A 25,113-nucleotide genomic window follows, 5' to 3' on the forward strand; every position below is an offset into this window, starting at 1 on the left:
ATCTCGCGCGGGTGGCCGCGGGAATCCATTCCGGTTTCGCGGATCGCGCGCCCTGTCTTTTCCAGCCCTTTTCATCAGGAAAGAAGATAGATCGTGCCAATCCGGCGGCGAGTGGAGGAATGGAATTTCACGGGCGCAGTTAATCTCCCCCATCGAGGGGGAGATGTCGCCGAAGGCGACAGAGGGGGTCGCCGCGCGTGAAGCGCCGACCTCCTTTTGCAACAGGCCAGGCCGAGCCCGGTCGGACCGACCCCCTCTGCCTGCCGGCCATCTCCCCCTCGAGGGGGGAGATTATGCCTCGACGACAACTCACCCCAGCAGCTGCTTGCCTAGCTTCGCACACTGCACCCGAATATCCGGAATGGCGTCGATCTCGAAGAAGGTGCCGCGTGTCAGCGGACCGACGGCGAGCAGCTTCGACGACACCGTGCCGTCGGCGGCGATCAGCTCGCATTTGGCGGTGACATCGAGGCCGAGACGCAACGGATCGGGACGCGCCACGCCGCGCTCGAGCAGCGAGCGCACGACGCCATTCGACGTCCTCGAAATGTCGCGGGCGATGCCCATGCAGTCATAGAGGCGGGCGATCTCCAGGGTCTCGACATCCTGCGTGCCGCGCGGCTGGATTTTTACCACGAAGCCATCGTTCGGTTCTATGTCCACCACCCGCCCTGCGACGAGGCGGATGCGGCCCGAGCGGACCGCTTCGGTGACGCGCTGATAGACTTCCGGCGCCATGCGGTGGCGGTGGATGTCCCACCAGGCCTTGGTGTGCTCGACGAAGCGGCGCTTGGCCGAGGACGGCCAGTTCTGCCAGATCGTCTGGTTGAAGGGCCTCAGGCCGTCGACCACGTCGCGCCAGTCGCCGCCGGCCTTCTGGGTTTCGCGGATCAGATTGCGGAACCAGGCGACGAAGTAGGAAAGCTGGGTGCCGAGCGGGATATCGGCGATATCGAGCTTGATGGGGTTGCCCTTGCGATGCGGCGACGGCAGCAGGCCGCGCCGCGATACCGCGACGATGGCGCCACGATGGCCGCGCTGCTCGAGCGACAGGAAGGCGTCGACCATGCTCAAGCCCGTGCCGAGCAGCAGGACCTGGGCTTGCGGATCGAGCGCGGTATCGGCCTCCGTTCCCATACGGATGGCATGGCCCTGGAAGGCGCCGGGCTGCTCGTCATGGCCGGTGGCCAAAACGGCGAGATGCGCGACGACGCTGGTGCCGTTAGCCAGGGCCACCTCGACGCCTGCCGGCGTCGGCGAGATCGACAGGCTCTCCTCGCGGATCAGCCTGAGACGCCCGGTCTCGCGCTCGCGTTCCTCCAGGCCTTCGAGCACCTCCTGCAGATAGCGGGCATAGAGGCTGCGCGGCGCATAGAACGGCCCCTGGTCCGGCTTGGCAAGACCACGCTCCAGAACCCAGCGCGCGAAATGGGTCGGGTCATCGGCGTAAGCGCTCATTCCGGAGGCGTTGACGTTGAGCACATGCGCCGAAAGCAGCGTCGAATAGGCCATGCCCTGGCCGAAATGCGGCCGCTTCTCGATCAGCGTGACTCGCAGGTCCGGATTTGGCGATTTGAGCAGATGCGCGGCCAGCACGACGCCGCTGGCGCCGCCGCCGACAATGATGATGGAGTTGCCGCGTCCAACCATGACCGATAGCCGAGAACGTGACGGAGCGATCAGCGCGCGGCAGTTGCCGCGGGCGACCTCGGCCGCAAGCCACGAACGATCGCCGGAACGGTCTTCAGAAGGTCGCGCATCGTTCTCTTACTCCCAATGTTGACAAGATTACTATACTAAGCGACCCGTACACGAAACGACGGTTCTAAATCGACTGCCTTTTGAAGCATGGATTTGCCGAAACCGGGTGACAGGAGGATTTTCGTTCAGCCTGGGACCGGCGGCCCATCTTCCTTCGACATTCCAGGGCGGAGCGACGCGAAGCGGCGCGCAGACTCTGGAATCCATGCCGTGACCTTAGCGAGAGATGCAACGGCAGAGAATAGAACCCCTATCCAACCCCGCTGAAACATAGATCTGCACCGCAGCGCCGCTTCTATGTCACGGCATGGATTCCAGAGTCTGCGTGCGTCGCTTCGCTCCTTGCTCCGCCCTAGAATGATGGGTGGAGGGACGGCTCCGCCAACCGACAAGGAGAACTCAAGGGCGCGGGTTGCGGTCACGTCCGCCTGCGCCCGCCGCGACCGTCCTTTTGCGCTTCCGCCGACGGTACCCGGCGACACTTTTCCAAGAAAGCGGCCTTGGTTGGAAGGATTTAACTCTACAAACCCGATAGAATTAACAGACGATAGAAAGGCAATCCAGTTTCAGGGGTTTATGGAGCCTTTCAATGTCAATCCTTTCAAGACGCATCCTGCTTCTGTCATCGGCGGCGCTTACGGCCGCCGCCCTGCTCGGTCCGGCCAGCGCCGAGGATCTCAAGATCACCATCGGCTACCAGACGGTGGTCGAGCCCTCGAAGGTGCCGCAAGCCGACGGCGCCTATGAAAAGGCGACCAAGGCGGCGATCGACTGGCGCAAGTTCGATTCCGGCGCCGATGTCATCGCCGCGATCGCTTCCGGCTCGGTCGATATCGGCTATGTCGGCTCGAGCCCGCTGGCCGCGGCCGCCAGCCGCGAATTGCCGATCGAGACCATCTTCGTCGTCGGCCTGATCGGCCCGTCCGAAGCGCTGGTCGCCCGCAACGGCGCCGGCATCGAGAAGGTCGCCGACCTCGCCGGCAAGAAGGTTGCCGTGCCGTTCGTCTCGACCACGCATTACAGCCTGCTCGCGGCGCTGAAGCATGAAGGCGTCGACCCGAAGTCGGTGCAGATCCTCAACCTCAGGCCGCCGGAGATCGCCGCCGCCTTCGCGCGCGGCGACATCGACGCGGCCTATGTCTGGGATCCGGCGCTCGGCCAGGTGAAGACGTCCGGCAAGGTGGTGCTGGACTCCTCGCAGGTGGCTGCCTGGGGCGCGCCGACCTTCGACGCCTGGATCGTGCGCACCGATTTTGCCGAAAAGCATCCCGAGGCCGTGCGCGACTTCGTCAAGGTGACCGGCGAAGCCTATGCCCAGTTCCTCGCCAAGCCGGACGCCTGGTCGGTGTCCTCGCCGGAAGCGGGCAAGATCGCCAAGCTCACTGGCGCCAAGCTGGAAGAAGTGCCGGAGCTGCTCAAGGGCTATGTCTTCCCGTCGCTCGAGGAGCAGGCTTCGGACAAGTTCCTCGGCGGCGCGACCGTCAAGGCCGTCGCGGCGACGTCCGCCTTCCTCAAGGAGCAGGGCAAGGTCGACGCCGTGCTGGCCGACTATTCGAAATATGTGACGGCGAAATATGCCAGCGAGGCGCTTGCCTCGAACTGAGCTTTCTCAATGCAATCCCTGGAAGGATGACCGCCTTTCCGGGGATTGTTCGGAAGCGCGGCGCCTTCTTCCCTGGCCTTGCGCTTGCCTGCCCCGAAGCCGCTTACGAGGCGCGACTTCGGGGCAGGCGCCCTTCTCCTTTAACGCAATTCCGGACGGAAACGGTTTCACGCGCTTCCTGGAATTGCTTGGCAGCAGAGGCCAGAGCCCAATGCCGCATCTCATCCTCGACAAGGTCAGTGTTCATTATGACGGCCAGCCGGCGCCGGCGGTCGAGCGCGTTTCGCTCGACATCGCTAAGGGCGATTTCGTCGTGCTGGTCGGCCGTTCCGGCTGCGGCAAGACCTCGCTGCTCAACGTCGCCGCCGGCCTGGTCGAGCCCGCTGGCGGCCTGGCCGCGGTTGGCGGCCGACCCATCACCGGGCCTGGATCCGATCGCGCCGTGGTGTTCCAGAACGATGCGCTGTTCCCGTGGCTGACGGCGCGGGAAAATGTCGCCTTCGCGCTCAGGCTGCGTGGCGTATCCGCCGACAAAAGAGCGCGCCGCGCCGACGAATTGCTGTCGCTGGTCAAGCTCGGCGATGCCGGCGACAAGCGCATCTGGGAGCTTTCCGGCGGCATGCGCCAGCGCGTCGGCCTTGCCCGCGCGCTCGCCGCCGAACCCGAATTCCTTCTGCTCGACGAGCCGCTCGGCGCGCTCGATGCGCTGACGCGCGAGCGCATGCAGACGACGCTGCTCGATCTGTGGGCCGCCGCCCAGGTCGGCGTGCTGATGGTGACGCACGGCATCGAGGAGGCGCTGGTTCTGGCCACCCGCATCGTCGTGCTGGCGCCGGGACCCGGGCACGTCGTGCGGACCTTCGAAACCCATTTCGGCCGCCGCTACGCCGCCGGCGAGCCGATCCGCGCGATCAAGGCAGATCCCGCCTTCGCCGCGGCCCGCGCGGAGCTGACCGACTCGATCTTCGAAGGAGAGGCGGCATGAGCGTGAGCACCTATAGCGAAAGGCCCGTCGCGAAGGCCGGCGAGAATGACGGGTTTTCCGTGCCATGGTCGCGGCCGCGGCCAAAACGGGCGGTAATTTCAGCAAGGCTGGTCAGCGCGATCACCATCCTCGTGCTGCTCGCCGCCTGGACCGCGGCGGCTTCGCTGCAACTGGTATCACCGGTCTTCCTGCCCACACCGGCCGCGGTCTGGGCCAAGTTCGTCGTCGTCGCCCGCGACGGCTTCGTCGACGCAACGCTGCTCCAGCACATCCTCGCATCGCTCTGGCGCGTCTTCGCGGCGTTGGTCGCCGCGATCGTCGTCGGCGTGCCGGTCGGCCTCGCCATCGGCATCAGCCGGATCGGGCGCGGCGTGTTCGATCCGCTGCTCGAATTCCTGCGGCCGATCCCGCCGCTCGCCTATCTGCCGCTGATCATCATCTGGTTCGGCATCGGCGAGCCGTCGAAGATCCTGGTGATCTCCATCGCCATGCTGGCGCCGGTGGCGCTGTCGACCGCCGCCGGCGTGCGCGGCGTTTCGCGCGAACGCGTCGACGCGGCGCGCTCGCTCGGCGCCACCCGAGCCCAGGTCATCCGCCATGTGATCCTGCCCAGCGCCCTGCCTTCGATCCTCACCGGCCTGCGCATCGCGCTCGGCGCCGGCTGGTCGACGCTGGTCGCGGCGGAGCTGGTCGCTGCGACGCGCGGCCTCGGCTTCATGATCCAGTCGGCGGCGCAGTTCCTGGTCACCGACGTGGTGGTGATGGGCATACTGGTGATCGCGATCATCGCCTTCGCGCTCGAATTCGTCATCCGCCGGATCGAGCGCGTGCTGGTGCCCTGGGCGGGGCGGGAATGAGCTCAAGCGAAGGAGAAGGACGATGACCCATTCCACCGCGGTGCTGTTCGCGCATGTAGGCACATGGCTGTTGCGTCTGCCGCCGAGCGACAAGCGTCCGCAGGACGAGCCAAAATCGCCGACGCCGGTGCTGCTCGCCGGCGAACGCGACCGCCTGCCGCCTCGCGACGAAAGCTTTTACTGGGCCTGGCAATACTGGTCGCAGTGATCGGGTCGCAGGAGCATTCCTCATTCTGCGCGAGGCGCTGTGTGGCCGCTTGGCGCCGCTTGTAGAAAATGATTCCGATTTGCGCCGCGAACTCGCAAGATCGTTTCTCTACTAGCTTTATAGATTTACCTAGCCTGACCCTATCCCAAACGGCCCGGCAATTCGGGACCAACGAAGGAGAGGGTCATGCTCAATCTGACGAGACGGGCTTTCGGCGCAGGCCTGCTGGCAGTGGCGGCCTTTGCCGCATCCTTTGGGACCACATCCTTCGGCGCCGCTGCGGATGATCTCAAGGCGTTCAACATCGGCTACCAGAAGACCGGCCTGCCGGTGATCGCCAGGCAGCAGCAGATCATCGAAAAGGCGCTGGCCGACAAGGGCGTCACGGTGAAATGGGTCGAGTTCACCGCCGGCCCACCGCTGGTGGAAGCCTTGAATGTCGGCGCCATCGATGTCGGCTGGACCGGCGACGCGCCGCCGATCTTCGGCCAGTCGGCCGGCGCCAACATCGTCTACGCGGCGGCGCTGCCTTCCAATGGCGATGGCGAGGCGATCTTCGTCAAGCCGGCCTCGCCGATCCAGTCGCTGGCCGATCTCAAGGGCAAGCGCATCGGTGTCGGCAAGGGCACCAGCGCGCACAATCTTCTGGTCGCGGCGCTGGAAAAGACCGGCATCCCGTTTGACCAGATCACGCCGGTCTATCTGAGCCCGGCCGACGCGGCCGCCGCCTTCGCCAGCGACCAGATCGACGCCTGGGCGGTATGGGATCCCTTCTTCGCCATCGCCGAGACCCGTTACCAGCCGCGCGTGCTGGCCCGTTCCAGCGACGTGCTCAAGGTCAACACCTATTTCCTCGCCAACAAGGATTTCGCCAAGGCGCATCCGGATTTCATCTCGACGACGATCGCCGCGCTCGGCGAGGCGGCGAAATGGGCCGACCAAAACCGCGACAAGGTGGCCGAGGCGCTGCATGAGGTGACCGGCGTGCCGCTCGACGCGCAGACGATCGCCGCCAACCGCTCCAAGTTCGGCATCTACCCGATCACCGACGAGATCGTCGCCGGGCAGCAGGCGACGGCCGACCGCTTCTTCAAGCTTGGGCTGATCCCGAAAGCCGTGCGGATATCCGACGCCGTCTGGACCGCGCCGGGCAACTGATTTTGCTTCCACGGCGTCGGGCGGGAAACGCCCGGTGCCGCCCTTGTTTTCGACCGTCTTCTCCCGGGTGCCAGCCATGACCGCATCATCAAGCCCGCTCGATTTCTTCTGGTTCATCCCCACACATGGCGACGGTTCCTATCTCGGCACCGAGAAGCAGCAGCGTCCGCCCGAATTCGGCTACTTCAAGGAGATCGCACAGGCGGTCGACCGACTGGGTTTCCCCGGCGTTCTCTTGCCCACCGGGCAGAACTGCGAGGATTCCTGGATCACCGCCACCGGCCTCGCGACGCTGACCGAAAGGCTGAAATTCCTCGTCGCGCTGAGACCCGGCGTGACACTGCCGACCTTCGCGGCGCGCCAGACCGCGGCGCTCGACCGGCTGAGCAACGGCCGCCTGCTGCTCAATGTCGTGGTCGGCGGCAATCCGACCGAGCTTGCCGGCGACGGCGTGTTCCTGCCGCATGACGAGCGCTATGCACAGGCGCAGGAATTCCTCACCATCTGGCGCGGGCTGGTGTCGGGCGAGCGGGTGAATTTCGACGGCAGATACTACCGCGTCGAGAACGGTCGCCTCGATCTCTTGCCGCTGCAGGAGCGGCCGCCGCTCTATTTCGGCGGCTCTTCCGACGCCGGCCAGGAGCTCGCGGCCGACCTCGTCGACATGTATCTGACGTGGGGCGAGCCGCCGGCGCAGGTTGCGGCAAAGATCGCCTCGGCGCGCGAGAAGGCGGCGCGGCGCGGCCGCGGGTTGCGTTTCGGCATCAGGCTGCATTTCATCGTGCGCGAGACCGAGGACGAGGCCTGGCGCGCCGCCGAACGGCTGATCAGCCATGTCACCGACGCGCAGATCGAGAATGCCCAGGCGCGCTTCCTCAAGGAGATGGATTCGGTCGGGCAGCGGCGCATGGCCGAACTGCATGGCGGCCGACGCGACAAGCTCGTCGTCTCGCCAAACCTTTGGGCCGGCGTCGGCCTGGTACGCGGCGGCGCCGGCACGGCGCTGGTCGGCACGCCGGAGCAGATCGTCGAGCGCATCCGCGAATACCAGGCGATCGGCATCGACACCATCATCGGCTCCGGCTACCCGCATCTCGAGGAAGCCTACCGGGTGGCCGAGCTCCTGTTCCCGCGGCTCGGCCTCGGCACCAGCCGGCTCAAGGCGCACAAGGACATCGCCAACGAATTCACGGTCGGCTTCCACGGCGCCGGCCGCCTGCAGGCGGCGTCATGAGCCTGGCCACGCGCCTCGCCCGCAACGGCGCGGCCGGCTGGCTGCTGCCGGCGGCAATCATCGCCGGCTGGGAAGCCGCCGCACGCGCGGGCTTGATCCCGGCCAATGTGCTACCGGCGCCGAGCGCGGTGGGCGAGGCGTTCTGGCGGCTGACACTGTCGGGCGAGCTGGTCCGCAACATCGGCGTCTCCACTTTGCGCGCGCTGTTGGGCTTCGCCATAGGCGGCTCGATCGGTTTTGCGCTCGGCCTCGCCAATGGATTGTCGGCGCTGAGCCGCGGCCTGACCGACACGACGCTGCAGATGGTCCGCAACATCCCGCATCTGGCGCTGATCCCGCTGGTCATATTGTGGTTCGGCATCGATGAGGAGGCGAAGCTCTTCCTGGTGGCGCTCGGCGTCTTCTTCCCGATCTATGTCAACACGCTGCTCGGCATCCAGAGCGTCGATCCGCAGCTGGTTGAGATGGGCCGCGTCTACGGGCTGGACCGGCGCGCTTTGTTCTTCCGCGTGATCCTGCCCGGCGCGCTGCCCTCGATCTTCGTCGGCCTGCGCTATGCGCTGGGCATCATGTGGCTGACCCTGATCGTCGCCGAGACGATCTCGGCCAGCTCTGGCCTCGGCTACATGGCCATGCAGGCGCGCGAGTTCCTTCTTATCGACGTCGTGGTGCTGTCGATCCTGATCTACGCGCTTCTCGGCAAGCTCGCCGACAGCCTGGCCCGGCTGCTCGAGCGCCTGTCGCTCGGCTGGCATCCAGCCTTCCAGAAAGGGTGAGAACAAAGATGCCGGCCGCCACCCTCACCGCCGCACGGTCCATCGCCTCCACGCCAGCGCATGCCCGGGCGATCGGCTCGGTCGAGGGCCGCCGGGCCTTCGCGTTCAAGGATGTGGGAAAACGTTTCGGCGACAAGATCGTGCTCGACGGCATCAGCCTCGACGTGCGGGCCGGACAATTCCTGGCCGTCATCGGCAAGAGCGGCTGCGGCAAGAGCACGCTGCTCCGGCTGCTGGCCGGGCTCGACCGCCCGAGCAGCGGTTCGCTGAGCTTCTCAGGCGAGGACGGCCACAGCCGCACGCGCTTCATGTTCCAGGAACCGCGCCTGCTGCCCTGGATGAGCGTGGTGAAAAATGTCGAGATCGGCCTGACCGGCATCGCGGGCGGCACTGACGCCAGGCAGCGGGCGCTTGCCATGCTGAACGAGGTCGGGCTCGCCGACCGCGCCGACGAATGGCCGTCGGTGCTGTCGGGCGGTCAAAAGCAGCGCGTGGCGCTTGCCCGCGCCCTGGTCGGCCAGCCGCAGATCCTGGCGCTGGACGAGCCGCTCGGCGCGCTGGACGCGCTGACCCGCATCGAGATGCAGCAGCTTCTGGAGCGCATATGGCTCGACCAGAAGTTCACCGCCGTGCTGGTGACGCATGATGTCGGCGAGGCCGTTGCGCTCGCCGACCGCGTCGTGGTGATCAGTGCCGGCAGGATCGCTCTCGACCTTATTGTGCCGGTGGCCCGGCCCCGCCGGCATGGTTCGGCCGAGCTAGCAGAGATCGAAGGCGCTATCCTGGACCATCTGTTCGGCCGCCGTTGAGCGCGGCGGCGGCCGCCCGCGGCAATCACAAGATCACATGCAAGGTCAGATGCGCGAGCGGCTCGCCCAGCGCAGCCCGACAATGCCGGCCAGCATGGTGATGAGGCCGATATAGAGCCACTGCGTCTGTCCGGTCATGAAGCTGCCCTTGACGAGACCGAGGCCCTGCAGCGACCACAGCGCACCCAGCCCCAGCACAATCAGCGCCAGCACAAACCTGATCAATCGCATCGGCTGGACCCTCTCCAAAAGTCGATCCTGAACGGCAACGGGGACGCAACAAAAGAAGCCGAGGAATCGAAATAGTTCGGTTCCTCTGTACTGCAAATTTTGAGGACCGATCTTGCCCGGGACGTCCCGGATGTCGGTCCGATATTCATTAAGAATACGCCTCTCCGGCTCCAGAAATATCATGACAAACTGTTTCGCGGCGACTCTAAACGTGTGCCGCCGCCATGGAACCGCCAGAAGGTTGCCGCATTTCCCGCCTCATTCGGCACTTAGGCGGGGCTTACTCGATCAACGGAGCCACCCCCAAAACATGAAGAAAACCAACCGGACCGCGCTTGTCGCGGTAACGATAGCGGCTGGCCTGATGGCTGGCGCGTCGTCCGCCTCCTCCGCCGCGCAGTGCGGCCGCGCTTCCTGGTATGCGCTGCATTCCAGGACCGCCTCAGGGGAACGCATGAACCCCTCGGCATTGACCGCCGCCCATCGCTCCCTGCCCTTCGGCACCAAGCTCAAAGTCACCAACAAGTACAACGGCCGCAGCGTCATCGTGCGCATCAATGATCGCGGTCCGTTCGTGAGGGGACGCATGCTCGATCTGTCCCGCGGCGCCGCCAGCCAGCTGGGTTTCATCGGTTCGGGCCACACCGCCGTCTGCATGGCGCGCGTCTGATCCGGCTCCAAGTAACAAGGAGCATGGCGCCGTCCGAAGACCGCGCTTTTCGCCACCATGTTCTAGCCGTCACACCACGATCCAATGCGAGCCCTCAAGGGTTCCGGATCGTGGCCGGTGTCCGGGATGAGGGGCCGGACACATATCCTTCACATTTCGGCAGCGCACATTGAGCCGGCTCCGGCTCCAACGGCTGATTTTCAACAGTTTGGACCAAAGAGGCATTCGTCAGACAAAATGACGTATTGCATCGCAACAATATCTTGTTAACCTCGCCGGGAGACATTCAAGGCTCGGCGCTGTTCGTCGTCCTTTTGGTCGTCGGACGGCAGCGGGGTTCTCGATGTTCTACCAGCTCTACGAAATGAACCATGCGGCGCTGCAGCCGGCCCGCCTCTATGCCGACGCGGTGCGGCTCTTCTATTCCAATCCGCTCAATCCGATTTCCCACACCCCCTTCGGCCGCTCGGTGGCTGCGACCGCCGAACTCTTCGAGCGCACCACACGTCGCTACGGCAAGCCGCAATTCGGCCTGGACAAGACCGTGGTTGACTGGAAAAACGTCGCGGTCACGGAAAAGACGGTCTGGTCGAAGCCCTTCTGCAACCTCATCCGTTTCGAGCGCGCGCTGCCGGCCGGCCGCAAGCCCGACCCGAAGCTTTTGATCGTGGCGCCGATGTCGGGCCATTACGCGACGCTGTTGCGCGGCACGGTCGAGGCGATGCTGCCCCATGCCGACGTGCACATCACCGACTGGGTCGATGCCCGCATGGTGCCGGTATCGCAGGGCAGCTTCGATCTCGATAGCTATATCGACTATGTCATCGACATGTTCCACGCGCTTGGCCCCGACACGCATGTGATGGCCGTGTGCCAGCCTTCGGTGCCGGTACTGGCGGCGGTGGCGGTGATGGAGAAGCGCGGCGATCCCTTCGTGCCCTCCACCATGACGCTGATGGGCGGCCCGGTCGACACCCGCCGCAACCCGACCGCGGTCAATCTCCTGGCCGAGGAGAAGGGCATCGACTGGTTCCGCGACAATGTCGTCATGCAGGCGCCGTGGCCGGTGCCGGGCTTCGGCCGCGAGGTCTATCCGGGCTTCCTGCAGCTTTCTGGCTTCATGAGCATGAACCTCGATCGCCACATCATCGCCCACAAGGACTTCTTCATGCACCTTGTGAAGCATGATGGCGACAGCGCCGAGAAGCACCGCGACTTCTATGACGAATACCTGGCGGTGATGGACCTGACGGCGGAGTTCTACCTGCAGACGGTCGATACTGTGTTCGTACGCCACGCTCTGCCGAAGGGCGAGATGACGCATCGCGGCGAGCCGGTCGATCCGAAGGCGATCCGCAACGTCGCGCTGCTGACCATCGAGGGCGAGAACGACGACATTTCCGGCCTCGGCCAGACTCAGGCCGCGCATGACCTTTGCGTCAACATTCCGGCCGACAGGCATGCGCACTACATGCAGCCGGCCGTCGGCCACTACGGCGTCTTCAACGGCTCGCGCTTCCGCTCGGAAATCGTGCCGCGTATCGTCGACTTCATTTCCAGCTATGGCCGCCAGCACCGGGTGGCGACAAAGCCGAAGCTGGTCCGTTCCGCAAAAAGCTAGGTCGGCGCTTGCCCGGCGCCCATGTTTTGCGCTGGCAGGTCGCATGGCTTTGGTGATTGGCCGGGACGACTCTGTTGCGAAACTGCCGCTCGCGGACCGCGCGGGTAACCATGCCGTCAAACGGACCGCCGTCTCTAATTGACACGGACTGTAAATCGCCTTTAACGTTTCGTTAATAAAAACAGGGCGGCGGGGGCAATGACTTCCTCAGCGATGACGCGGATTCTGCGTTTGTGTGCAGTCGCAGGGCTAGCGATCTCTGCGCACTGGGCAGTTCCCGCCTGGGCGGCGGGCGCGATGGCCACGGGCGGCCTGACCTCGCAGCCGATCGGCCACTATGATTTCTGCAAATCGCATCCGGACGAATGCAACATCCATCCGGTCGATCTCGAGCCGGCCAAGATGACGGATGGCCTGTGGCGCCGGCTGATCAATGTGACCGCCAAGGTCAACGCCGACGTCAAGCCGATGAGCGATCTCGATCACTACGGCAAGGACGAAGTCTGGGCCTATCCGGATGACGGCTATGGCGATTGCGAGGACTATGTGCTGGAGAAGCGGCGCCAGCTCTATCGCTTGGGCATGTCGCTGGCCGACCTCCTCATCACCGTCGTGCGCAAGCCGGATGGCGAAGGCCATGCGGTTTTAACCGTGCGCACCGACAAGGGCGACTATGTGCTCGACAATCTGACCGACAAGGTCAAGGCCTGGGACGCGACCGGCTACCGCTTCCTCAAGCGCCAGGCAATCGACAACACCGGACGCTGGGTCTCGATCCGCGACGGCCAGGCAGTGCTTGTGGGCTCGGTGCAGTAGGCTGGGCCGGGCGCCCTGCTTTTCTTCGCGAGGCGCTCCGCTACGTCCGCTGCGGGTGCCTCCGAAAGTTTTCAAGCAACTCCATGAACCATTTCCGTCCGGCCAGCGACACACGGCCGTGGACTGAAACTCAACATGGAGAATTCAAATGACTGCTTTTCTGCGAAACACCTTCCTCGCCGCCGTCGCGGTATCAGCGCTGACCGGATCGGCCCTGGCGGACGAGACCTATAAAAGCTGTGCCAAGACCAATCTCAATGATCTGTGGAGCGGCCGTTGCTGCGGCACCGACTCCTCGACCTGTCTGGGTGGTGGCAACGGCGGCCGCGGTCACGGTGACAATGGCGGCCGCGGCAGCACGAACGGCGCCGGCGCCGGCAAGCCCTGATTCCAGGGAATGAGGGCACGGCGCAGCACACGGAAGCGCCGTCATCATCCCATGACGGAGCAAAGGAGCGAAACGACCCATTCCGCGGCGCAGAATGACCTCTGTTCTGCGCCGCCTCCTCGGGTCTGCGCACCGCTCCGCCCGTGGAAGACGAAGTTCGGGTGCTTCAGCTAATCCCACCCGTTCTCATCCAGGCAATTATCGCCTCAGCGCTGCCCGGACCAACGCGGTGATTTTCCGCAATTGCGCCTCATCGAGCCTCTCGATGCTCTCCGCCAGAAGGTTGGCCAGCTCGGTCGCCGCCGGCGACAGGCCGGACGTGTCTATCCTGACCCTGGGATGCGAGCTTTCGGCGAGGCGGGCGAGGTCTTCGGCGTCGTCCCAGATGATGTTGAAATAGCCGATGATCTTCTGGATCAGCGTCCAGGTCGGCGCGCCACGGCGGCCGTGCTCGAGCGCCGACAGATAGGCGGCGCTGACGCCGATGGCCTCGGCCATCGCCTTCTGGGTGACGCCGCGTTCGGCGCGCAGCGCCCTGAGCTTCTCACCGAACGGGGTCATCTGGATCGGTTCACCGCATCACGGAAGCGGCGAACCGCTCCATCTCTTTGTTTTGACGCAATTCCGGACGGAAAACCGCTACGCACTTTTCCTGGAATTGCTCTGGGCGTTCTCACGGACGTATCCGCCGCAGTCGCACATAGAGCGCGCCCGAGCCGCCATGGTTGCGCGCTGCATGGTCGTGGCTGGAGACGAGATGCCGGAAGGCCGGCGTCGACAGCCAGGCCGGCACGGCGCGGCGCAGGATGCCGTCGCCGCCGGAGGACGAGCCCTTGCCGGTGATGATCAGCACGTAGCGGATGCCGCTGGCATGCGCGCGGTTGAGGAAGGTGAGCAGCAGCGAATAAGCCTCGTCCTGCGTCATGCCGTGCAGGTCGACGCGGCCTTCGATAGGCAGCCGGCCTTTCTTCAGCTTGTGCAGCGTCTGGTCGTCAAGCGAATGCGCGACATGCGGCGTCTTCGGCTTGGTCGCCAAGGCCGGAACGCCATTCGCGGCAGGCCGCGGCGGCTCCGGCTTGGGCTCGACGATGTCGGGGATCTCGACGGCGGTCTTGCCCTTGAGCGGCCGGGCCGAGCGCGCCACCAGATTCCACAGGATGCGATCGTCGTCGCTGAGGTGATCGTCGCGGCGGCTCACCGGCGCGCTCCATCCAGAAGCGCACGCGGAACCAGCGCATAGAAATCCGCCGCGTCGCGGACCACGCCGGCAATCTCGCCGGCAGCGTCGCCGGAGCCGGCGAAAAGGTCGCCGCGCGCGGGTCCGGTGATGGCCGAGCCGGTGTCCTGGGCGATCATCAGCCGCCGGAACGGTTTTTGGTCGAAAGCGGTAAGCGTCGGCGCGTCGATATAGAAAGGCGTGCCGAAAGTGTGCAGCAGGCGGTCGACCGCGACCGAGCGCCCGGGCGTCAGCGGCACCTTGGCGGCGGCGATGGGCCCAAGCGCCGCATCGTCGACCGCGGCCTCGCGGAAGAAGATGTAGGAGCGGTTTCGCCACAGGATCTCGTCGATCCGGTCAGGATGCGCCTTGAACCAGGCGCGGATCGACTGCATCGTCACCTTTTCCAGCGGGATCTCGCCGAGATCGCTCAAGATCTTGCCGGGGCCGGTGAAGCGCTGGCCGGACTTGGCTGCGTAGGTGACGCGGGTGAGCCTGCCGTCGGTCATCTTCAGCCTAGCTGCGCCCTGGACATGGATGAAGAAGGCGTCGACCTTCTCAGCAAGCCAGGCGATTTCGAGATTTTTGCCGGCGAGCGCGCCGCGCTCGATCGCGCCGCGGTCGAAATATTCGACCGGAGCACCATCCGTCCGGCGGGCGAAGGCCAGATAGGCATCCATGCCGGCCGGTCGGTTGCCGTCGTCGATGTCGATCAGGTCGGCGGGGCGCGACAGCAGCGGCACGGCGAACCGTTCCGTCCTGACTGGCGAGGCCTCGACCTCGGGTTCGTAAAAGCCGGTGACGAGACCCGAGCCATTCTCGGCCTTCACCAGCATCGGCACGAAATGCTGTTCGAAGAAGGATCGCGCTTCCGACCGATCCGGCGCCGAAACGGCGCGCGCCCCGGCATAGGCTTCGGCAAAAGCATAGAAATCGACGCCGAGCGATCCGGTTCGATAAGGTTTTATCGGAGCATGGAAAGCGGAGCGGCGAAACGCGGCGAAGGCGGCGAGATGGTCGTCCTCATCCCAGCCGGGCAAGTCACTGAAAGACTTCTCGCCGAATGTGGAAGAAAGCGGCACGACCGAGCCCCGCCGCTAGAAATTAATCTTCTTCTTCGGTGGCGACGAGCTTCCAGTTCGGGTCGCGCGAGCGTGTGTCGCGGGCGAAGGTCCAGACATCCTTGACCTCCGCCACCGTTTCCGGATCGCCGTCGATGACGGCGCCGGCCTTGTCGCGGGTCGCCGAGATCAGCTCGGAGACGATGCGCAGCGTGATATGCGCTTCCGAGCCCTTCATCTCCGCGGCGACGATGTCGGCCTTGTCGATGCCGACGAAGGAGGACTGGATCTTCTCCGATTTCGCCTCGCGTTCGCCGATCGCGGCGACGAAGCCGTCATAGACTTCGCGCGACAGGAGATTCTTCAGCGTCTTGCGGTCGCCATCGGCATAGGCCATGACGATCATCTCATAGGCCATCTTGGCGCCGTCGACGAAGGTCTTGGGATCGAAGGACGGATCATTGTCCTTGATCGTGCGCAGGCCCTTGTTCAGATCGGTGTCCGGCTTGGCGAAGGCGTCGATCTCGGCATAGGTTTCGGGCGCCGCCTCGCCCGGCATGCGCTTGCGCGGCAAGGACACGACATTTTCAGGCTTCTGCGCCGTATCGGCCTCGCGCGTGCGGCTGGCGGAATAGGGATCGAAGGGCGGGCGCTCGTTTCCGGTGCGACGTCCAAGCACGTTGCGCAGCTGGAAAAAGATCACAACCGCCGCAATCAAAAAGAAAATCGTGCCGAAGTCGAAGAAACCCATATTTTCCGCCAACTCGAACCCTGTCCTTGCCGGACCGGCGTAACCCCCTCGGGGACCGCGGTCGCATAGCGTTCAACACCCAAAGCATATAGAACGGCAGGCGCTATCATTCAAATCAAAGGCAGCCATACCTATGTAAAGGCGCCAAGGCCAGCGGTGATTGTCCGCGGGCGCCGCAAAAGAAGAAAGCGATCGGTCGAGACTTTGCGCATTTCGTTCATCCCGTTGTTCCTGCTCCTGCTGCCGCTTCTGGAGATCGCCGGCTTCGTCGTCGTCGGCCGCGAAATCGGCGCCTTGGCGACGGTCGGGCTGGTTATCCTGTCCAGCGTCGCCGGCAGCCTGTTGCTTCGGCATCAGGGTTTCGGCGTCATGGCGCGGGTGCGGACAGAGATGGATGCCGGCCGCGACCCCAGCCGCCAGCTCGCGCATGGCGCGATGATCGTGCTGGCGGCGATCCTTTTGATCATCCCTGGCTTCATCACCGACATCTTCGCCATTCTGCTGTTGCTGCCGCCGGTGCGCGACTTCGCCTGGCGCCAGCTCAAGAACCGGATCGTCATGGCGACCAGCTTCTCGAGCGGCTTTTCGGCTCGCCGGCGCGACACTGTCATCGATCTCGACGACAGCGACTATTCGCGCGACGACTATCCGAACCGGCCGGACCACAATTCGCCCTGGCGGCGGCTGAAGAACGATTAAAAGCGCCTCGCGTCGGAAACGGATTCGCGCGACGCGCCTTAAATCCTTGTTTTGGTGCCTGTCGTTTTCGCAAAACCGCTGCGCACTTTCGGGCGACATGCATTAGTCCCGGACCTGTCGCCCAATGGAGGCGGCAAAACTTGTTTTGTCCGGCAGGCCATGGTAGCGAACCCGCGATTTCAATCCGGTCAGCAATGCTGCCCAGGCAAAAGGACTAAGGCTCATGGCCAGCAACGATGACGCCGCGACCGGCGCCGCCAACGGCAACGGCACCCAGAACCAGCCCTCGCTCAATGTGCTTGCGCAATATGTGAAGGACCTATCCTTCGAAAGCCCCGGCGCGCCGAACTCGCTGCGCGGCCGCGACAAGGCGCCGGGCATCGCCATCAATGTCAACGTCAACGCCAACCCGCTTTCGGACAAGCAGTTCGACGTCAACCTGACGCTGAACGCCAAGGCTTCCTTCGACCAGGAAGTGCTGTTCAATGTCGAGTTGGTCTATGGCGGCGTCTTCGCCATCTCGGGCTTCCCGCAGGAGCACATGCTGCCGCTGCTCTTCATCGAATGCCCGCGGCTGCTGTTCCCCTTCGCCCGCCAGATCATCGCCGACGCCACCCGCAATGGCGGCTTCCCGCCGCTGATGCTCGACCCGATCGACTTCGCGCAGATGTTCCAGCAGAGGATTGCCGAGGACCAGGCCGCGGCCAGCAAGACCCAGGTGAGCTGAGGCTAACCAGCGCCACACGGCATAGAGAGCCCGGCTTCGCGCCGGGCTTTTTTGTTGGAGACGTCGGCGGGACGGCGCGCCCCCTCTGGCCTTGGCCACCTCCTCCTCAAGGGGAGATCAGATGTCGCCCCGGTTTTCGCTAATCTCGCACGTCGCAGGAAAGCGCCAGCGGCGGAGCTGCTAATCTCCCCCCATTGGGGGGAGATGCCCGGCAGGGCAGAGGGGGCCGAAGGATCGCCACTTTGGCCAGAATTCTGCGCCGTTGCGCTCTACGGCAGCGGTCACGGCATGGATACTCGGGTCAAGCCCGAGTATGACGACGTCACAGGGGGTTTCGGCTAATCTCCGATGTGGGCGCCGAAGGCGCTTAACCAGCCGCCACTTTCAGCCACAGCGCTTTCTCACCCAGCGTCGAAACCAGCCCGGCATGCGCCGCGCGGTCGGCTTCGCTCAGGCGCGGCGGCAGGGCAATGGGTCGGGGGCCGATCGAGATGTCGATGTCGGCCACCTCGCCGGCGCCGTTCATCTGCACGGCAACAGCTTCCAGCACCAGCGCCGCCTGCTTGCCGCCGATGAGCTCGATATAGACCTCGGCCAGCAGTTCGGAATCGAGCAGCGCGCCGTGCTTGGTGCGGCGGGTGTTGTCGATGCCGTAGCGGCGGCAGAGCGCGTCAAGCGAGTTCGGACCCATCGGATGCTTGCGGCGCGCGAGCGCCAGGGTGTCGATGATGCGGCCGGGATCGATTGCCGGATGGTCGAGCCGGCTATACTCGAGGTTGAGGAAGGCAAGGTCGAAGGTGGCGTTGTGGGCGATCAGCTTTGCGCCGTCGGTGAAGGCCAGCCACTCCTCGACGATTTCGGCGAAGGTCGGCTTGCCGACCAGGTCGGCGGCGCTGATGCCGTGCACGGCCTGCGCCTCGGCGTGGATCGCGCGGCCTTGCGGATTGATGAATTTGTGGAAGGTGCGGCCGGTCGGAAAACGGTTGACCAGCTCGACGCCACCGAGCTCGATGATGCGGTCTTCGCGCAAATCGAGGCCGGTGGTTTCCGTATCGAAGATGATCTCACGCATTCGAATCAATCCGCTCCAAGGAGCAGAATCACAAACCAGAACAAAATGGCAATGGGGACTGCTGTCAGCGGACGTCAGGAACCATCCCGGTCCGACTTATCTCCCGTCAATTCGCCGATGACGGCCTCGACCGCTTTTCGCGCCGCATCGAAGCCGTGCCCGGTGTCAATGATGAAATCGGCCTTGCGGCGCTTTTCGGCGTCGGGCACCTGCTTGGCGAGGATCGATAAAAACTTCTCCTCGCTCATACCAGGCCTGGCGAGCACGCGCTCGCGCTGGATTTCGGGCGACGCGGTGACGACCACAACCTTGTCGACGCGGTTTCGGCCGCCGGTTTCGAACAGCAACGGGATGTCGAGCACGGCGAGCGGCGCGCCGGCGGCGCGATGTTTGGCCAGGAACGCATCCGCGTCCGCGCGCACCAGCGGATGGATGACCGCCTCGAGCTTCTTCAGCGCGGCCGGATCGCCGAGCACTTTTCCGGCGAGCTTCACGCGATCGACCACGCCCGCCTGCGTCGTGCCCGGGAAGGCCGCCTCGACCAGGGGAGCCGCCTTGCCGGAATAAAGGCGATGCACCGTCTCGTCCGAATCATGCACCGGCACGCCGGCCTCGGCGAACATCTTGGCCGTGGCGGACTTGCCCATGCCGATCGATCCGGTGAGGCCGAGCACGATCATCAATGGCCCTCGATGTCAGCGACGATCATGCGCCGCAATTCGGGCGTGACTTCCGGCTTCCTGCCGAACCACCGCTCGAAACCGGGCACGGCCTGGTGCAGCAGCATGCCGAGCCCATCGACCGTCTTCAGGCCGCGCGCCCTGGCGGCGGCGAGCAAAGGCGTTTCCAGCGGCACATAGACAATGTCGGTGACGATGGCGTGGTCCGGCAACGCGCCAGGATCGGCGGCCAAGGTTTCATTGCCATGCATGCCGAGCGAGGTGGTGTTGACGAGCAGGCCGGCATCGCCAAGCAGCTCGCCGAGCGCATCGGCGCCATGCGCCGAGATCCCGGCGCCAAAGTGGCGCCCCAGTTCCTCCGCCCGGGCGACCGTCCGGTTGACGATGCGGATATCCTTCACCCCGCGCGCCTTCAAGGCATGGATGACCGCGCGGGAGGCACCGCCGGCGCCGAGCACCACGGCCGGGCCATTGACCGCCCATCCAGGCGCATATTGGTCGAGGTTGGCGGCAAAGCCGTAACCATCGGTGTTGCCGCCCCACAGAAGGCCATCCTCGAACCACAATGTGTTGACCGCGCCGATCGCGTCGGCCGCGTCATCTCGGCGGGCGACGCCGGCGAAAGCCGCCTCCTTGTGCGGGATGGTGACATTGCCGCCGCGAAAACCATTGTCGCCAAGCGCTTTCAGGAAGGACGCGAAATCATCCGGCGCGACATCGATCGCTTCATAGCTGCCGTCGATGCCGTATTGCTTGAGCCAGTAGCCGTGAATCTTAGGCGAGCGCGAATGCGCGATCGGATGTCCGGTGACGAAGGCCTTTTTCTCAGCCATCGATGGCTCCCAGTTCGCGCAGCTCCTTCAGCACCGCCAGCAACGGCAGGCCGACGATGGTGAAATAGTCACCCTCGATCTTCTCGAACAGCTGGATGCCTTCGCCCTCGACCTGATAGGCGCCGACACTGGACAACGCCTTGGCGCCAACCCGGGCCAGATGCCGGCCAATGAAGGCGGGATCGAGCTTGCACATGGTGAGGCTCGCGACACCGACATGGCGCCACAGCACCTCGCCATCGCGGCAGAGCACGGCGGCGCTGTTCAACTGATGCGTCTTGCCGGACAAGGCCAAGAGGTGGCGGCGCGCGCCTTCCATGTCGGCGGGCTTATGAAAGACCTCGTCGCCCAGCGACAGCGTCTGGTCGCAGCCGAGAACCAGGGAGCCTAGCCTGCGCTCGCTGACCTCAGTCGCCTTGGCCTCGGCCAGGATCGACGCGACATCCTCCGGTGAGGCGCCGCTGTCCTTCAGCGGAGCCTCGAGCGCGCGCTCGTCGACATCAGCCGGCACCGCCTCGATGTCGAGGCCGGCATTGACCAGCATCGCCTTGCGGTACGGACTGCCCGAAGCGAGGATGATTTTCTCGGTCATGATGTTTCGCCATCGCGTCCCGGTTGATCGGGGCAATGGGTTATCTGTTCTTGCCCCGCAGGGCAACGATGGCCGCCGCTGTTTCCTCGATGGAGCGGCGGCTGACGTCGATCATTGGCCAGCCATGCCTGGTGCAGAGCTGGCGGGCATAGGCGAGCTCCTCGTTGATGGCGGCGCGATCGACATAGTCGGTCGGCACGAAGGCGGCGCTGTTGCCGAGGATGCGGTTCTGCCTCACATGCGAGATGCGCTCGGCCGTGGCGACCAGACCGACGACCAAAGGCGTCTTGGCGGCGATCAGGCTTTCGGGCAGCGGCACACCGAGCACGATCGGGATGTTGGCGGTCTTGATGCCGCGATTGGCAAGATAGATTGAGGTCGGCGTCTTCGAGGTGCGCGAGATGCCGATCAGCACGATATCGGCATCGTCCATATTGGCCGGCAGCTGGCCGTCATCATGCTCCATGGTGAAGTTCAACGCATCGATGCGGCGGAAATATTCGGCGTCGAGAACATGCTGGGCGCCGACGCGGCGGCCGGCCGGCGTGCCGAGATAGGACTGGAAGACGGCAAGCACCGGTTCCAGCACCGAGACGCAAGGCAGCCCCATCGCCGCGCAGCGCTCATCGATTGAGCGCGCCAGCTTCTGATCGACCACCGTATAGAGAATGATGCCGGGCTCCTCCTCGATATCCTCGAAGACCTTGGCGATCTGCTTTTCCGTGCGGATCAGCGGATAGATATGCTCGATGGCGCGCGCATCCTTGTATTGCGCGGACGCCGCGCGGCCGGCCGCCAGCAGCGTTTCGCCGGTGGCGTCGGAAATCAGATGCAGATGGAAGAAGCTCTGAGGTTTGTTCACAGGGGATGGGTCCAGGCTGTGGGCAATTGTGGACAAGGCTGGATGGGAAAGCCTCGGGTAAAAAAGCGAGTGTATCAGATGGCCGCTTGTCCACAATTCGACCCGCTGTAGGCTTTGTCGCGGCGCTGGGGACAAAACCGGGGATCAACTTTTCTTGGCCGATTTCGTCCACAGAGCTAAACGCGGAGCGGGATAGAACAAGCTTTTGACTCGAAAGGCTGAATCCGCATCGTCCCCAGATCCCTCCAAATTGCGAAACGGAGTACGCGACAATATGCTGACTGGCCTTTTCGAGCCGCAGGCTGGACAGGTCGCAACCATCACAACCAACAGACTCTTAGAATCAGAAGACTCTTTTAAAATAGATATTTGATTTGAAGGACTGGAGAGGGCAGCGCTGGATGGCTGGGAAACGGATCGTGCTGGACGTCCTCAAGGGCGAGACGGTTTCACCGCCGCCGCTCTGGATGATGCGTCAGGCGGGCCGCTATCTTCCCGAGTATCGCGAGACCAGGAAGCGAGCGGGATCCTTCCTCGATCTCTGCTACGATCCGGACCTCGCCGTCGAGGTGACGCTGCAGCCGATCGAACGCTTCGGCTTCGATGCCTCGATCCTGTTCTCCGATATCCTTGTTGTGCCCAATGCCTTGGGACGGGATGTCCGTTTCGAGGAGGGCCGCGGGCCGGTCCTGAAGCCGATCACGGCGCCGGAGATTTCGGCGCTGAACGGCGAGATGTTTCACGTGAATCTCGAACCGGTCTACGAGACCGTGCGCCGGCTTCGCGCGAAGCTGCCCGACGAGACGACGCTGCTCGGCTTCTGCGGCGCGCCCTGGACGGTGGCGACCTATATGATCGCCGGGCACGGCACGCCGGATCAGGGCCCTGCCCGGCTTTTCGCCTATCGCGAGCCCGAGGCTTTCGGAAAGCTTTTGAGGACGCTCGCCGATCATTCGGCCGCCTATCTCATCCGCCAGGTCGAAGCCGGCGCCGATGCGGTGCAGATCTTCGATTCCTGGTCGGGCGTGCTGGACGAGCCGTCTTTTGAGGCCTTCTGCGTCGAGCCGGTGGCAGAGATCGTGCGGCAGGTGAAGGCGGTCCACCCGAACGTGCCGGTGATTGGCTTTCCGAAAGGAGCTGGCGAGCGTTATCGCGACTACAGGAGGAAGACCGGCATCACCGGGCTTGGCCTCGATTGGACTGTGCCTTTGTCGATGGCGAAGGAATTGCAGCGCGACGGTGCGGTGCAAGGCAATCTCGATCCGCTGCGCCTGGTCGCCGGCGGCAAGGCGCTGGCCGAGGGCGTCGATGCCATTTTGAGGACTTTGGGTGGCGGGCCGCTGATCTTCAATCTCGGTCACGGCATCACGCCGGAAACGCCGGTGGCGCATGTGGAGGCGATGGTGAAAATGGTGAGGAGCCACCGATGAGCGACGTGAGCAACGAGAACAGCGCGAGCAGTGAAAACACCACGGGCCAGGCGATGAGGCGCATGGTGATCGGCATTGTCGTGCTCGTGGTGCTGACGGCGCTGCTCTATTTCGTGGCTGGCGACGGCTTCTATCCCTGGGCGAAGGCGATCCATGTGATCGCCGTCATCTCCTGGATGGCAGGCATGCTCTATCTGCCGAGGCTGTTCGTCTATCACGTCGATGCCGAGAAAGGCTCGGTGCAGTCCGAGACCTTCAAGGTGATGGAACGGCGGCTGCTTAGGGGGATCATCAATCCGGCGATGATCGTGACCTGGGTGTTCGGACTTTGGATGGCCTGGAAGATCTTTCATTTCGAAGGGGGCTGGCTGCACGCGAAGATCGCGTTGGTGCTGGTCCTGTCGGGCCTGCACGGCTATCTCGCCGCGGCGGTCAGGAAATTCGCCGAGGACAAGAACGAAAAACCGGCGAAGCACTGGCGGATCGTCAACGAGATCCCCACATTGTTGATGATCGTCATCGTCATCCTGGTCATCGTGAAGCCGTTCTAGATCAGGAGCGTGGTCTTTTCCGAAACCGGTTCCCGTTTTTTAGCCACGCAGACCTCCGGTTCGGGATCACGCTTCAGCTTCCCCCGACCCAGCCAGGATCCGCAAAAGGCGGCTTGCTCTTTCAGGCGACCGACGATAAAAGACGGGTCTTCCTTCCCGTCATGCGCCGCCCCCTTTACTCGCTTTCGGCCGCGCCCGGCATTTGTCGTATTCAGCCGATTTTTCTCCCCAAAGCCTACCCAGAGTCTATCTAATGCAAGAAATGAAACTCGCAGAGTTCAAGAACAAGAAGCCCCCAGAGCTGATCGCTTATGCCGAATCGCTTGAGGTCGAGAACGCCAGCGTGATGCGCAAGCAGGAGCTGATGTTCGCGATCCTGAAGAAGCTCGCCGCCCAGGATATCGAGATCATCGGTGACGGCGTGGTCGAGGTGCTGCAGGACGGTTTCGGCTTCCTGCGCTCGGCTAACGCCAACTACCTGCCGGGTCCCGACGACATCTATATCTCGCCGTCGCAGATCCGACGCTTTTCGCTGAAGACCGGCGACACGGTCGAAGGACCGATCCGCAGCCCGAAAGAGGGTGAGCGCTATTTCGCGCTGCTCAAGGTCAACACCATCAATTTCGACGATCCCGAAAAGATCCGGCACAAGATCCACTTCGACAATCTGACGCCGCTCTATCCGACCAAGCGGCTGAAGATGGAGGTCGACAATCCGACCTCCAAGGACATCTCACCGCGCGTGATCGACCTGGTCGCGCCGATCGGCAAGGGCCAGCGCGCGCTGATCAACGCGCAGCCGCGAACCGGTAAGACGGTGCTGATGCAGAACATCGCCCACTCGATCACCGCCAACCATCCGGAATGCTATCTGATCGTGCTTCTGATCGATGAGCGTCCTGAGGAAGTGACCGACATGCAGCGCTCGGTGAAGGGCGAGGTGATCTCCTCGACCTTCGACGAGCCGGCCGCCCGCCACGTGCAGGTCGCCGAAATGGTGATCGAGAAGGCCAAGCGCCTGGTCGAGCATGGCCGTGACGTCGTCATCCTGCTCGATTCGATCACCCGTCTCGGCCGCGCTTACAACACTGTCGTTCCGTCATCCGGCAAGGTGCTGACCGGCGGTGTCGACGCCAACGCGCTGCAGCGGCCGAAGCGCTTCTTCGGCGCCGCCCGCAACATCGAGGAAGGCGGCTCGCTGACCATCATCGCCACGGCGCTGATCGATACCGGCAGCCGCATGGACGAAGTCATCTTCGAAGAGTTCAAGGGCACCGGCAACTGCGAAATCCAGCTCGACCGCAAGGTAGCCGACAAGCGCATCTACCCGGCGATGGACATCCTGAAGTCCGGCACCCGCAAGGAAGACCTGCTTGTGCCGCGCGCGGACCTGCAGAAGATCTTCGTGCTGCGCCGTATCCTGGCGCCGATGGGAACGACCGACGCGATCGAGTTCCTCATTGACAAGCTCAAGCAGACCAAGACCAACGCGGATTTCTTCGATTCGATGAATACGTGATTA

General features: G+C 64.1%; 28 protein-coding genes. 17 read left to right on the forward strand and 11 right to left on the reverse strand.

Annotated elements, in window-relative coordinates; genetic code table 11:
* Positions 1 to 309 precede the first annotated feature (309 nt).
* Complete coding sequence (locus RFM41_RS07360; RefSeq protein WP_320247880.1) at positions 310 to 1,650, reverse strand: FAD/NAD(P)-binding protein; 1,341 nt, start codon at positions 1,648 to 1,650, stop codon at positions 310 to 312.
* 700 nt (positions 1,651 to 2,350) lie between these two features.
* Here RFM41_RS07360 and tauA point away from each other — a divergent pair.
* From tauA to RFM41_RS07400, 8 genes are all read left to right on the forward strand, one after another.
* Entirely contained in the window at positions 2,351 to 3,364 is a 1,014-nt protein-coding gene (tauA, locus tag RFM41_RS07365; RefSeq protein WP_320247879.1) for a taurine ABC transporter substrate-binding protein, read from the forward strand.
* Positions 3,365 to 3,575: 211 nt separating this feature from the next.
* Positions 3,576 to 4,349: a taurine ABC transporter ATP-binding protein gene (locus RFM41_RS07370; RefSeq protein ID WP_320247878.1), complete on the forward strand. Its 774-nt coding sequence runs from the start codon at positions 3,576 to 3,578 to the stop codon at positions 4,347 to 4,349.
* Positions 4,346 to 5,206, forward strand: a complete 861-nt coding sequence (locus tag RFM41_RS07375) for an ABC transporter permease subunit (protein WP_320247876.1) — start codon at positions 4,346 to 4,348, stop codon at positions 5,204 to 5,206. Before RFM41_RS07370 ends, RFM41_RS07375 begins: the two co-directional genes overlap by 4 nt.
* Before the next feature lie 22 nt (positions 5,207 to 5,228).
* A complete protein-coding gene (locus RFM41_RS07380) occupies positions 5,229 to 5,414 on the forward strand; it encodes a hypothetical protein (RefSeq protein ID WP_320247874.1) in 186 nt (61 codons plus the stop codon).
* 186 nt (positions 5,415 to 5,600) lie between these two features.
* The gene (locus tag RFM41_RS07385; RefSeq protein ID WP_320247873.1) at positions 5,601 to 6,572 is read left to right on the forward strand and encodes a sulfonate ABC transporter substrate-binding protein; all 972 of its coding nucleotides are present in this window, start codon (positions 5,601 to 5,603) and stop codon (positions 6,570 to 6,572) included.
* A gap of 76 nt (positions 6,573 to 6,648) precedes the next feature.
* Positions 6,649 to 7,806 (forward strand): FMNH2-dependent alkanesulfonate monooxygenase, encoded by a 1,158-nt coding sequence (gene ssuD / locus RFM41_RS07390; protein WP_320247872.1) that lies wholly within the window; start codon positions 6,649 to 6,651, stop codon positions 7,804 to 7,806.
* A complete protein-coding gene (locus RFM41_RS07395; RefSeq protein WP_320247871.1) occupies positions 7,803 to 8,582 on the forward strand; it encodes an ABC transporter permease subunit in 780 nt (259 codons plus the stop codon). The genes ssuD and RFM41_RS07395 overlap by 4 nt, the downstream gene beginning before the upstream one ends.
* A gap of 8 nt (positions 8,583 to 8,590) precedes the next feature.
* Positions 8,591 to 9,391 (forward strand): ABC transporter ATP-binding protein, encoded by an 801-nt coding sequence (locus RFM41_RS07400; RefSeq protein ID WP_320247869.1) that lies wholly within the window; start codon positions 8,591 to 8,593, stop codon positions 9,389 to 9,391.
* 45 nt (positions 9,392 to 9,436) lie between these two features.
* On the opposite strand, the gene RFM41_RS07405 is transcribed toward RFM41_RS07400, so the two are convergent.
* Complete coding sequence (locus RFM41_RS07405) at positions 9,437 to 9,622, reverse strand: hypothetical protein (RefSeq protein ID WP_320247867.1); 186 nt, start codon at positions 9,620 to 9,622, stop codon at positions 9,437 to 9,439.
* Between the two features lie 310 nt (positions 9,623 to 9,932).
* Here RFM41_RS07405 and RFM41_RS07410 point away from each other — a divergent pair, with 310 nt between their 5' ends.
* The 4 genes from RFM41_RS07410 to RFM41_RS07425 all read left to right on the forward strand — a co-directional run bounded on the left by RFM41_RS07410 (position 9,933) and on the right by RFM41_RS07425 (position 13,117).
* Entirely contained in the window at positions 9,933 to 10,292 is a 360-nt protein-coding gene (locus tag RFM41_RS07410) for a septal ring lytic transglycosylase RlpA family protein (protein WP_320247865.1), read from the forward strand.
* A gap of 343 nt (positions 10,293 to 10,635) precedes the next feature.
* Entirely contained in the window at positions 10,636 to 11,913 is a 1,278-nt protein-coding gene (locus tag RFM41_RS07415; protein WP_320247864.1) for a polyhydroxyalkanoate depolymerase, read from the forward strand.
* A gap of 198 nt (positions 11,914 to 12,111) precedes the next feature.
* A complete protein-coding gene (locus RFM41_RS07420) occupies positions 12,112 to 12,729 on the forward strand; it encodes a transglutaminase-like cysteine peptidase (protein WP_320247862.1) in 618 nt (205 codons plus the stop codon).
* Between the two features lie 148 nt (positions 12,730 to 12,877).
* On the forward strand, positions 12,878 to 13,117 hold the full coding sequence (locus RFM41_RS07425) for a hypothetical protein (protein WP_320247860.1): 240 nt from the start codon (positions 12,878 to 12,880) through the stop codon (positions 13,115 to 13,117).
* Positions 13,118 to 13,315: 198 nt separating this feature from the next.
* On the opposite strand, the gene RFM41_RS07430 is transcribed toward RFM41_RS07425, so the two are convergent.
* The 4 genes from RFM41_RS07430 to RFM41_RS07445 form a co-directional block, all read right to left on the reverse strand.
* Positions 13,316 to 13,678, reverse strand: coding sequence for a helix-turn-helix domain-containing protein (locus RFM41_RS07430; RefSeq protein WP_320247858.1), 363 nt, complete (start codon positions 13,676 to 13,678; stop codon positions 13,316 to 13,318).
* Positions 13,679 to 13,790: 112 nt separating this feature from the next.
* Complete coding sequence (locus RFM41_RS07435) at positions 13,791 to 14,315, reverse strand: Smr/MutS family protein (protein ID WP_320247856.1); 525 nt, start codon at positions 14,313 to 14,315, stop codon at positions 13,791 to 13,793.
* Positions 14,312 to 15,415, reverse strand: a complete 1,104-nt coding sequence (gene mltA / locus RFM41_RS07440) for a murein transglycosylase A (RefSeq protein WP_320247854.1) — start codon at positions 15,413 to 15,415, stop codon at positions 14,312 to 14,314. The genes RFM41_RS07435 and mltA overlap by 4 nt, the downstream gene beginning before the upstream one ends.
* 22 nt (positions 15,416 to 15,437) lie before the next feature.
* Positions 15,438 to 16,145 (reverse strand): Tim44/TimA family putative adaptor protein, encoded by a 708-nt coding sequence (locus RFM41_RS07445; RefSeq protein ID WP_320247853.1) that lies wholly within the window; start codon positions 16,143 to 16,145, stop codon positions 15,438 to 15,440.
* A 204-nt stretch (positions 16,146 to 16,349) separates the two neighbouring features.
* On the opposite strand from RFM41_RS07445, the gene RFM41_RS07450 reads away from it, so the two are divergent.
* The gene (locus RFM41_RS07450; protein ID WP_320247851.1) at positions 16,350 to 16,844 is read left to right on the forward strand and encodes an FxsA family protein; all 495 of its coding nucleotides are present in this window, start codon (positions 16,350 to 16,352) and stop codon (positions 16,842 to 16,844) included.
* Positions 16,845 to 17,067: 223 nt separating this feature from the next.
* The gene (gene secB / locus RFM41_RS07455) at positions 17,068 to 17,571 is read left to right on the forward strand and encodes a protein-export chaperone SecB (RefSeq protein ID WP_320247849.1); all 504 of its coding nucleotides are present in this window, start codon (positions 17,068 to 17,070) and stop codon (positions 17,569 to 17,571) included.
* Positions 17,572 to 17,938: 367 nt separating this feature from the next.
* Here the strand turns inward: secB and dnaQ are convergent, their stop codons facing one another.
* The 5 genes from dnaQ to RFM41_RS07480 form a co-directional block, all read right to left on the reverse strand.
* The gene (dnaQ, locus tag RFM41_RS07460) at positions 17,939 to 18,643 is read right to left on the reverse strand and encodes a DNA polymerase III subunit epsilon (protein ID WP_320247847.1); all 705 of its coding nucleotides are present in this window, start codon (positions 18,641 to 18,643) and stop codon (positions 17,939 to 17,941) included.
* A gap of 74 nt (positions 18,644 to 18,717) precedes the next feature.
* A complete protein-coding gene (coaE, locus tag RFM41_RS07465; protein ID WP_320247845.1) occupies positions 18,718 to 19,323 on the reverse strand; it encodes a dephospho-CoA kinase in 606 nt (201 codons plus the stop codon).
* Positions 19,323 to 20,156, reverse strand: a complete 834-nt coding sequence (locus RFM41_RS07470; protein WP_320247844.1) for a shikimate dehydrogenase — start codon at positions 20,154 to 20,156, stop codon at positions 19,323 to 19,325. The genes coaE and RFM41_RS07470 overlap by 1 nt, the downstream gene beginning before the upstream one ends.
* The gene (locus RFM41_RS07475) at positions 20,149 to 20,748 is read right to left on the reverse strand and encodes a Maf-like protein (protein ID WP_320247843.1); all 600 of its coding nucleotides are present in this window, start codon (positions 20,746 to 20,748) and stop codon (positions 20,149 to 20,151) included. Before RFM41_RS07475 ends, RFM41_RS07470 begins: the two co-directional genes overlap by 8 nt.
* A gap of 40 nt (positions 20,749 to 20,788) precedes the next feature.
* Complete coding sequence (locus RFM41_RS07480) at positions 20,789 to 21,610, reverse strand: pyruvate, water dikinase regulatory protein (RefSeq protein ID WP_127237233.1); 822 nt, start codon at positions 21,608 to 21,610, stop codon at positions 20,789 to 20,791.
* Between the two features lie 401 nt (positions 21,611 to 22,011).
* Here RFM41_RS07480 and hemE point away from each other — a divergent pair, with 401 nt between their 5' ends.
* The 3 genes from hemE (at position 22,012) to rho (ending at position 25,110) form a co-directional block, all read left to right on the forward strand.
* Complete coding sequence (gene hemE, locus RFM41_RS07485) at positions 22,012 to 23,040, forward strand: uroporphyrinogen decarboxylase (protein ID WP_320247840.1); 1,029 nt, start codon at positions 22,012 to 22,014, stop codon at positions 23,038 to 23,040.
* Positions 23,037 to 23,591, forward strand: coding sequence for a protoporphyrinogen oxidase HemJ (gene hemJ, locus RFM41_RS07490; RefSeq protein WP_320247837.1), 555 nt, complete (start codon positions 23,037 to 23,039; stop codon positions 23,589 to 23,591). Before hemE ends, hemJ begins: the two co-directional genes overlap by 4 nt.
* Positions 23,592 to 23,844: 253 nt before the next feature.
* On the forward strand, positions 23,845 to 25,110 hold the full coding sequence (gene rho / locus RFM41_RS07495; RefSeq protein WP_127230347.1) for a transcription termination factor Rho: 1,266 nt from the start codon (positions 23,845 to 23,847) through the stop codon (positions 25,108 to 25,110).
* Positions 25,111 to 25,113 lie beyond the last annotated feature (3 nt).

This window comes from Mesorhizobium vachelliae, assembly GCF_033977325.1.
GTDB classification, from domain to species: domain Bacteria; phylum Pseudomonadota; class Alphaproteobacteria; order Rhizobiales; family Rhizobiaceae; genus Mesorhizobium; species Mesorhizobium vachelliae.

Coding starts and splice junctions, on each gene's coding strand:
- RFM41_RS07470 (WP_320247844.1), bottom strand. CDS start 20,156: ATGGCTGAGAAAAAGGCCTTCGTCACCGGACATCCGATCGCGCATTCG.
- RFM41_RS07425 (WP_320247860.1), top strand. CDS start 12,878: ATGACTGCTTTTCTGCGAAACACCTTCCTCGCCGCCGTCGCGGTATCA.
- rho (WP_127230347.1), top strand. CDS start 23,845: ATGCAAGAAATGAAACTCGCAGAGTTCAAGAACAAGAAGCCCCCAGAG.
- RFM41_RS07430 (WP_320247858.1), bottom strand. CDS start 13,678: ATGACCCCGTTCGGTGAGAAGCTCAGGGCGCTGCGCGCCGAACGCGGC.
- RFM41_RS07370 (WP_320247878.1), top strand. CDS start 3,576: ATGCCGCATCTCATCCTCGACAAGGTCAGTGTTCATTATGACGGCCAG.
- hemJ (WP_320247837.1), top strand. CDS start 23,037: ATGAGCGACGTGAGCAACGAGAACAGCGCGAGCAGTGAAAACACCACG.
- dnaQ (WP_320247847.1), bottom strand. CDS start 18,643: ATGCGTGAGATCATCTTCGATACGGAAACCACCGGCCTCGATTTGCGC.
- RFM41_RS07385 (WP_320247873.1), top strand. CDS start 5,601: ATGCTCAATCTGACGAGACGGGCTTTCGGCGCAGGCCTGCTGGCAGTG.
- RFM41_RS07475 (WP_320247843.1), bottom strand. CDS start 20,748: ATGACCGAGAAAATCATCCTCGCTTCGGGCAGTCCGTACCGCAAGGCG.
- RFM41_RS07400 (WP_320247869.1), top strand. CDS start 8,591: ATGCCGGCCGCCACCCTCACCGCCGCACGGTCCATCGCCTCCACGCCA.
- RFM41_RS07415 (WP_320247864.1), top strand. CDS start 10,636: ATGTTCTACCAGCTCTACGAAATGAACCATGCGGCGCTGCAGCCGGCC.
- RFM41_RS07395 (WP_320247871.1), top strand. CDS start 7,803: ATGAGCCTGGCCACGCGCCTCGCCCGCAACGGCGCGGCCGGCTGGCTG.
- tauA (WP_320247879.1), top strand. CDS start 2,351: ATGTCAATCCTTTCAAGACGCATCCTGCTTCTGTCATCGGCGGCGCTT.
- hemE (WP_320247840.1), top strand. CDS start 22,012: ATGGCTGGGAAACGGATCGTGCTGGACGTCCTCAAGGGCGAGACGGTT.
- ssuD (WP_320247872.1), top strand. CDS start 6,649: ATGACCGCATCATCAAGCCCGCTCGATTTCTTCTGGTTCATCCCCACA.
- RFM41_RS07405 (WP_320247867.1), bottom strand. CDS start 9,622: ATGCGATTGATCAGGTTTGTGCTGGCGCTGATTGTGCTGGGGCTGGGT.
- coaE (WP_320247845.1), bottom strand. CDS start 19,323: ATGATCGTGCTCGGCCTCACCGGATCGATCGGCATGGGCAAGTCCGCC.
- secB (WP_320247849.1), top strand. CDS start 17,068: ATGGCCAGCAACGATGACGCCGCGACCGGCGCCGCCAACGGCAACGGC.
- RFM41_RS07445 (WP_320247853.1), bottom strand. CDS start 16,145: ATGGGTTTCTTCGACTTCGGCACGATTTTCTTTTTGATTGCGGCGGTT.
- RFM41_RS07360 (WP_320247880.1), bottom strand. CDS start 1,650: ATGGTTGGACGCGGCAACTCCATCATCATTGTCGGCGGCGGCGCCAGC.
- RFM41_RS07420 (WP_320247862.1), top strand. CDS start 12,112: ATGACTTCCTCAGCGATGACGCGGATTCTGCGTTTGTGTGCAGTCGCA.
- RFM41_RS07410 (WP_320247865.1), top strand. CDS start 9,933: ATGAAGAAAACCAACCGGACCGCGCTTGTCGCGGTAACGATAGCGGCT.
- RFM41_RS07380 (WP_320247874.1), top strand. CDS start 5,229: ATGACCCATTCCACCGCGGTGCTGTTCGCGCATGTAGGCACATGGCTG.
- RFM41_RS07375 (WP_320247876.1), top strand. CDS start 4,346: ATGAGCGTGAGCACCTATAGCGAAAGGCCCGTCGCGAAGGCCGGCGAG.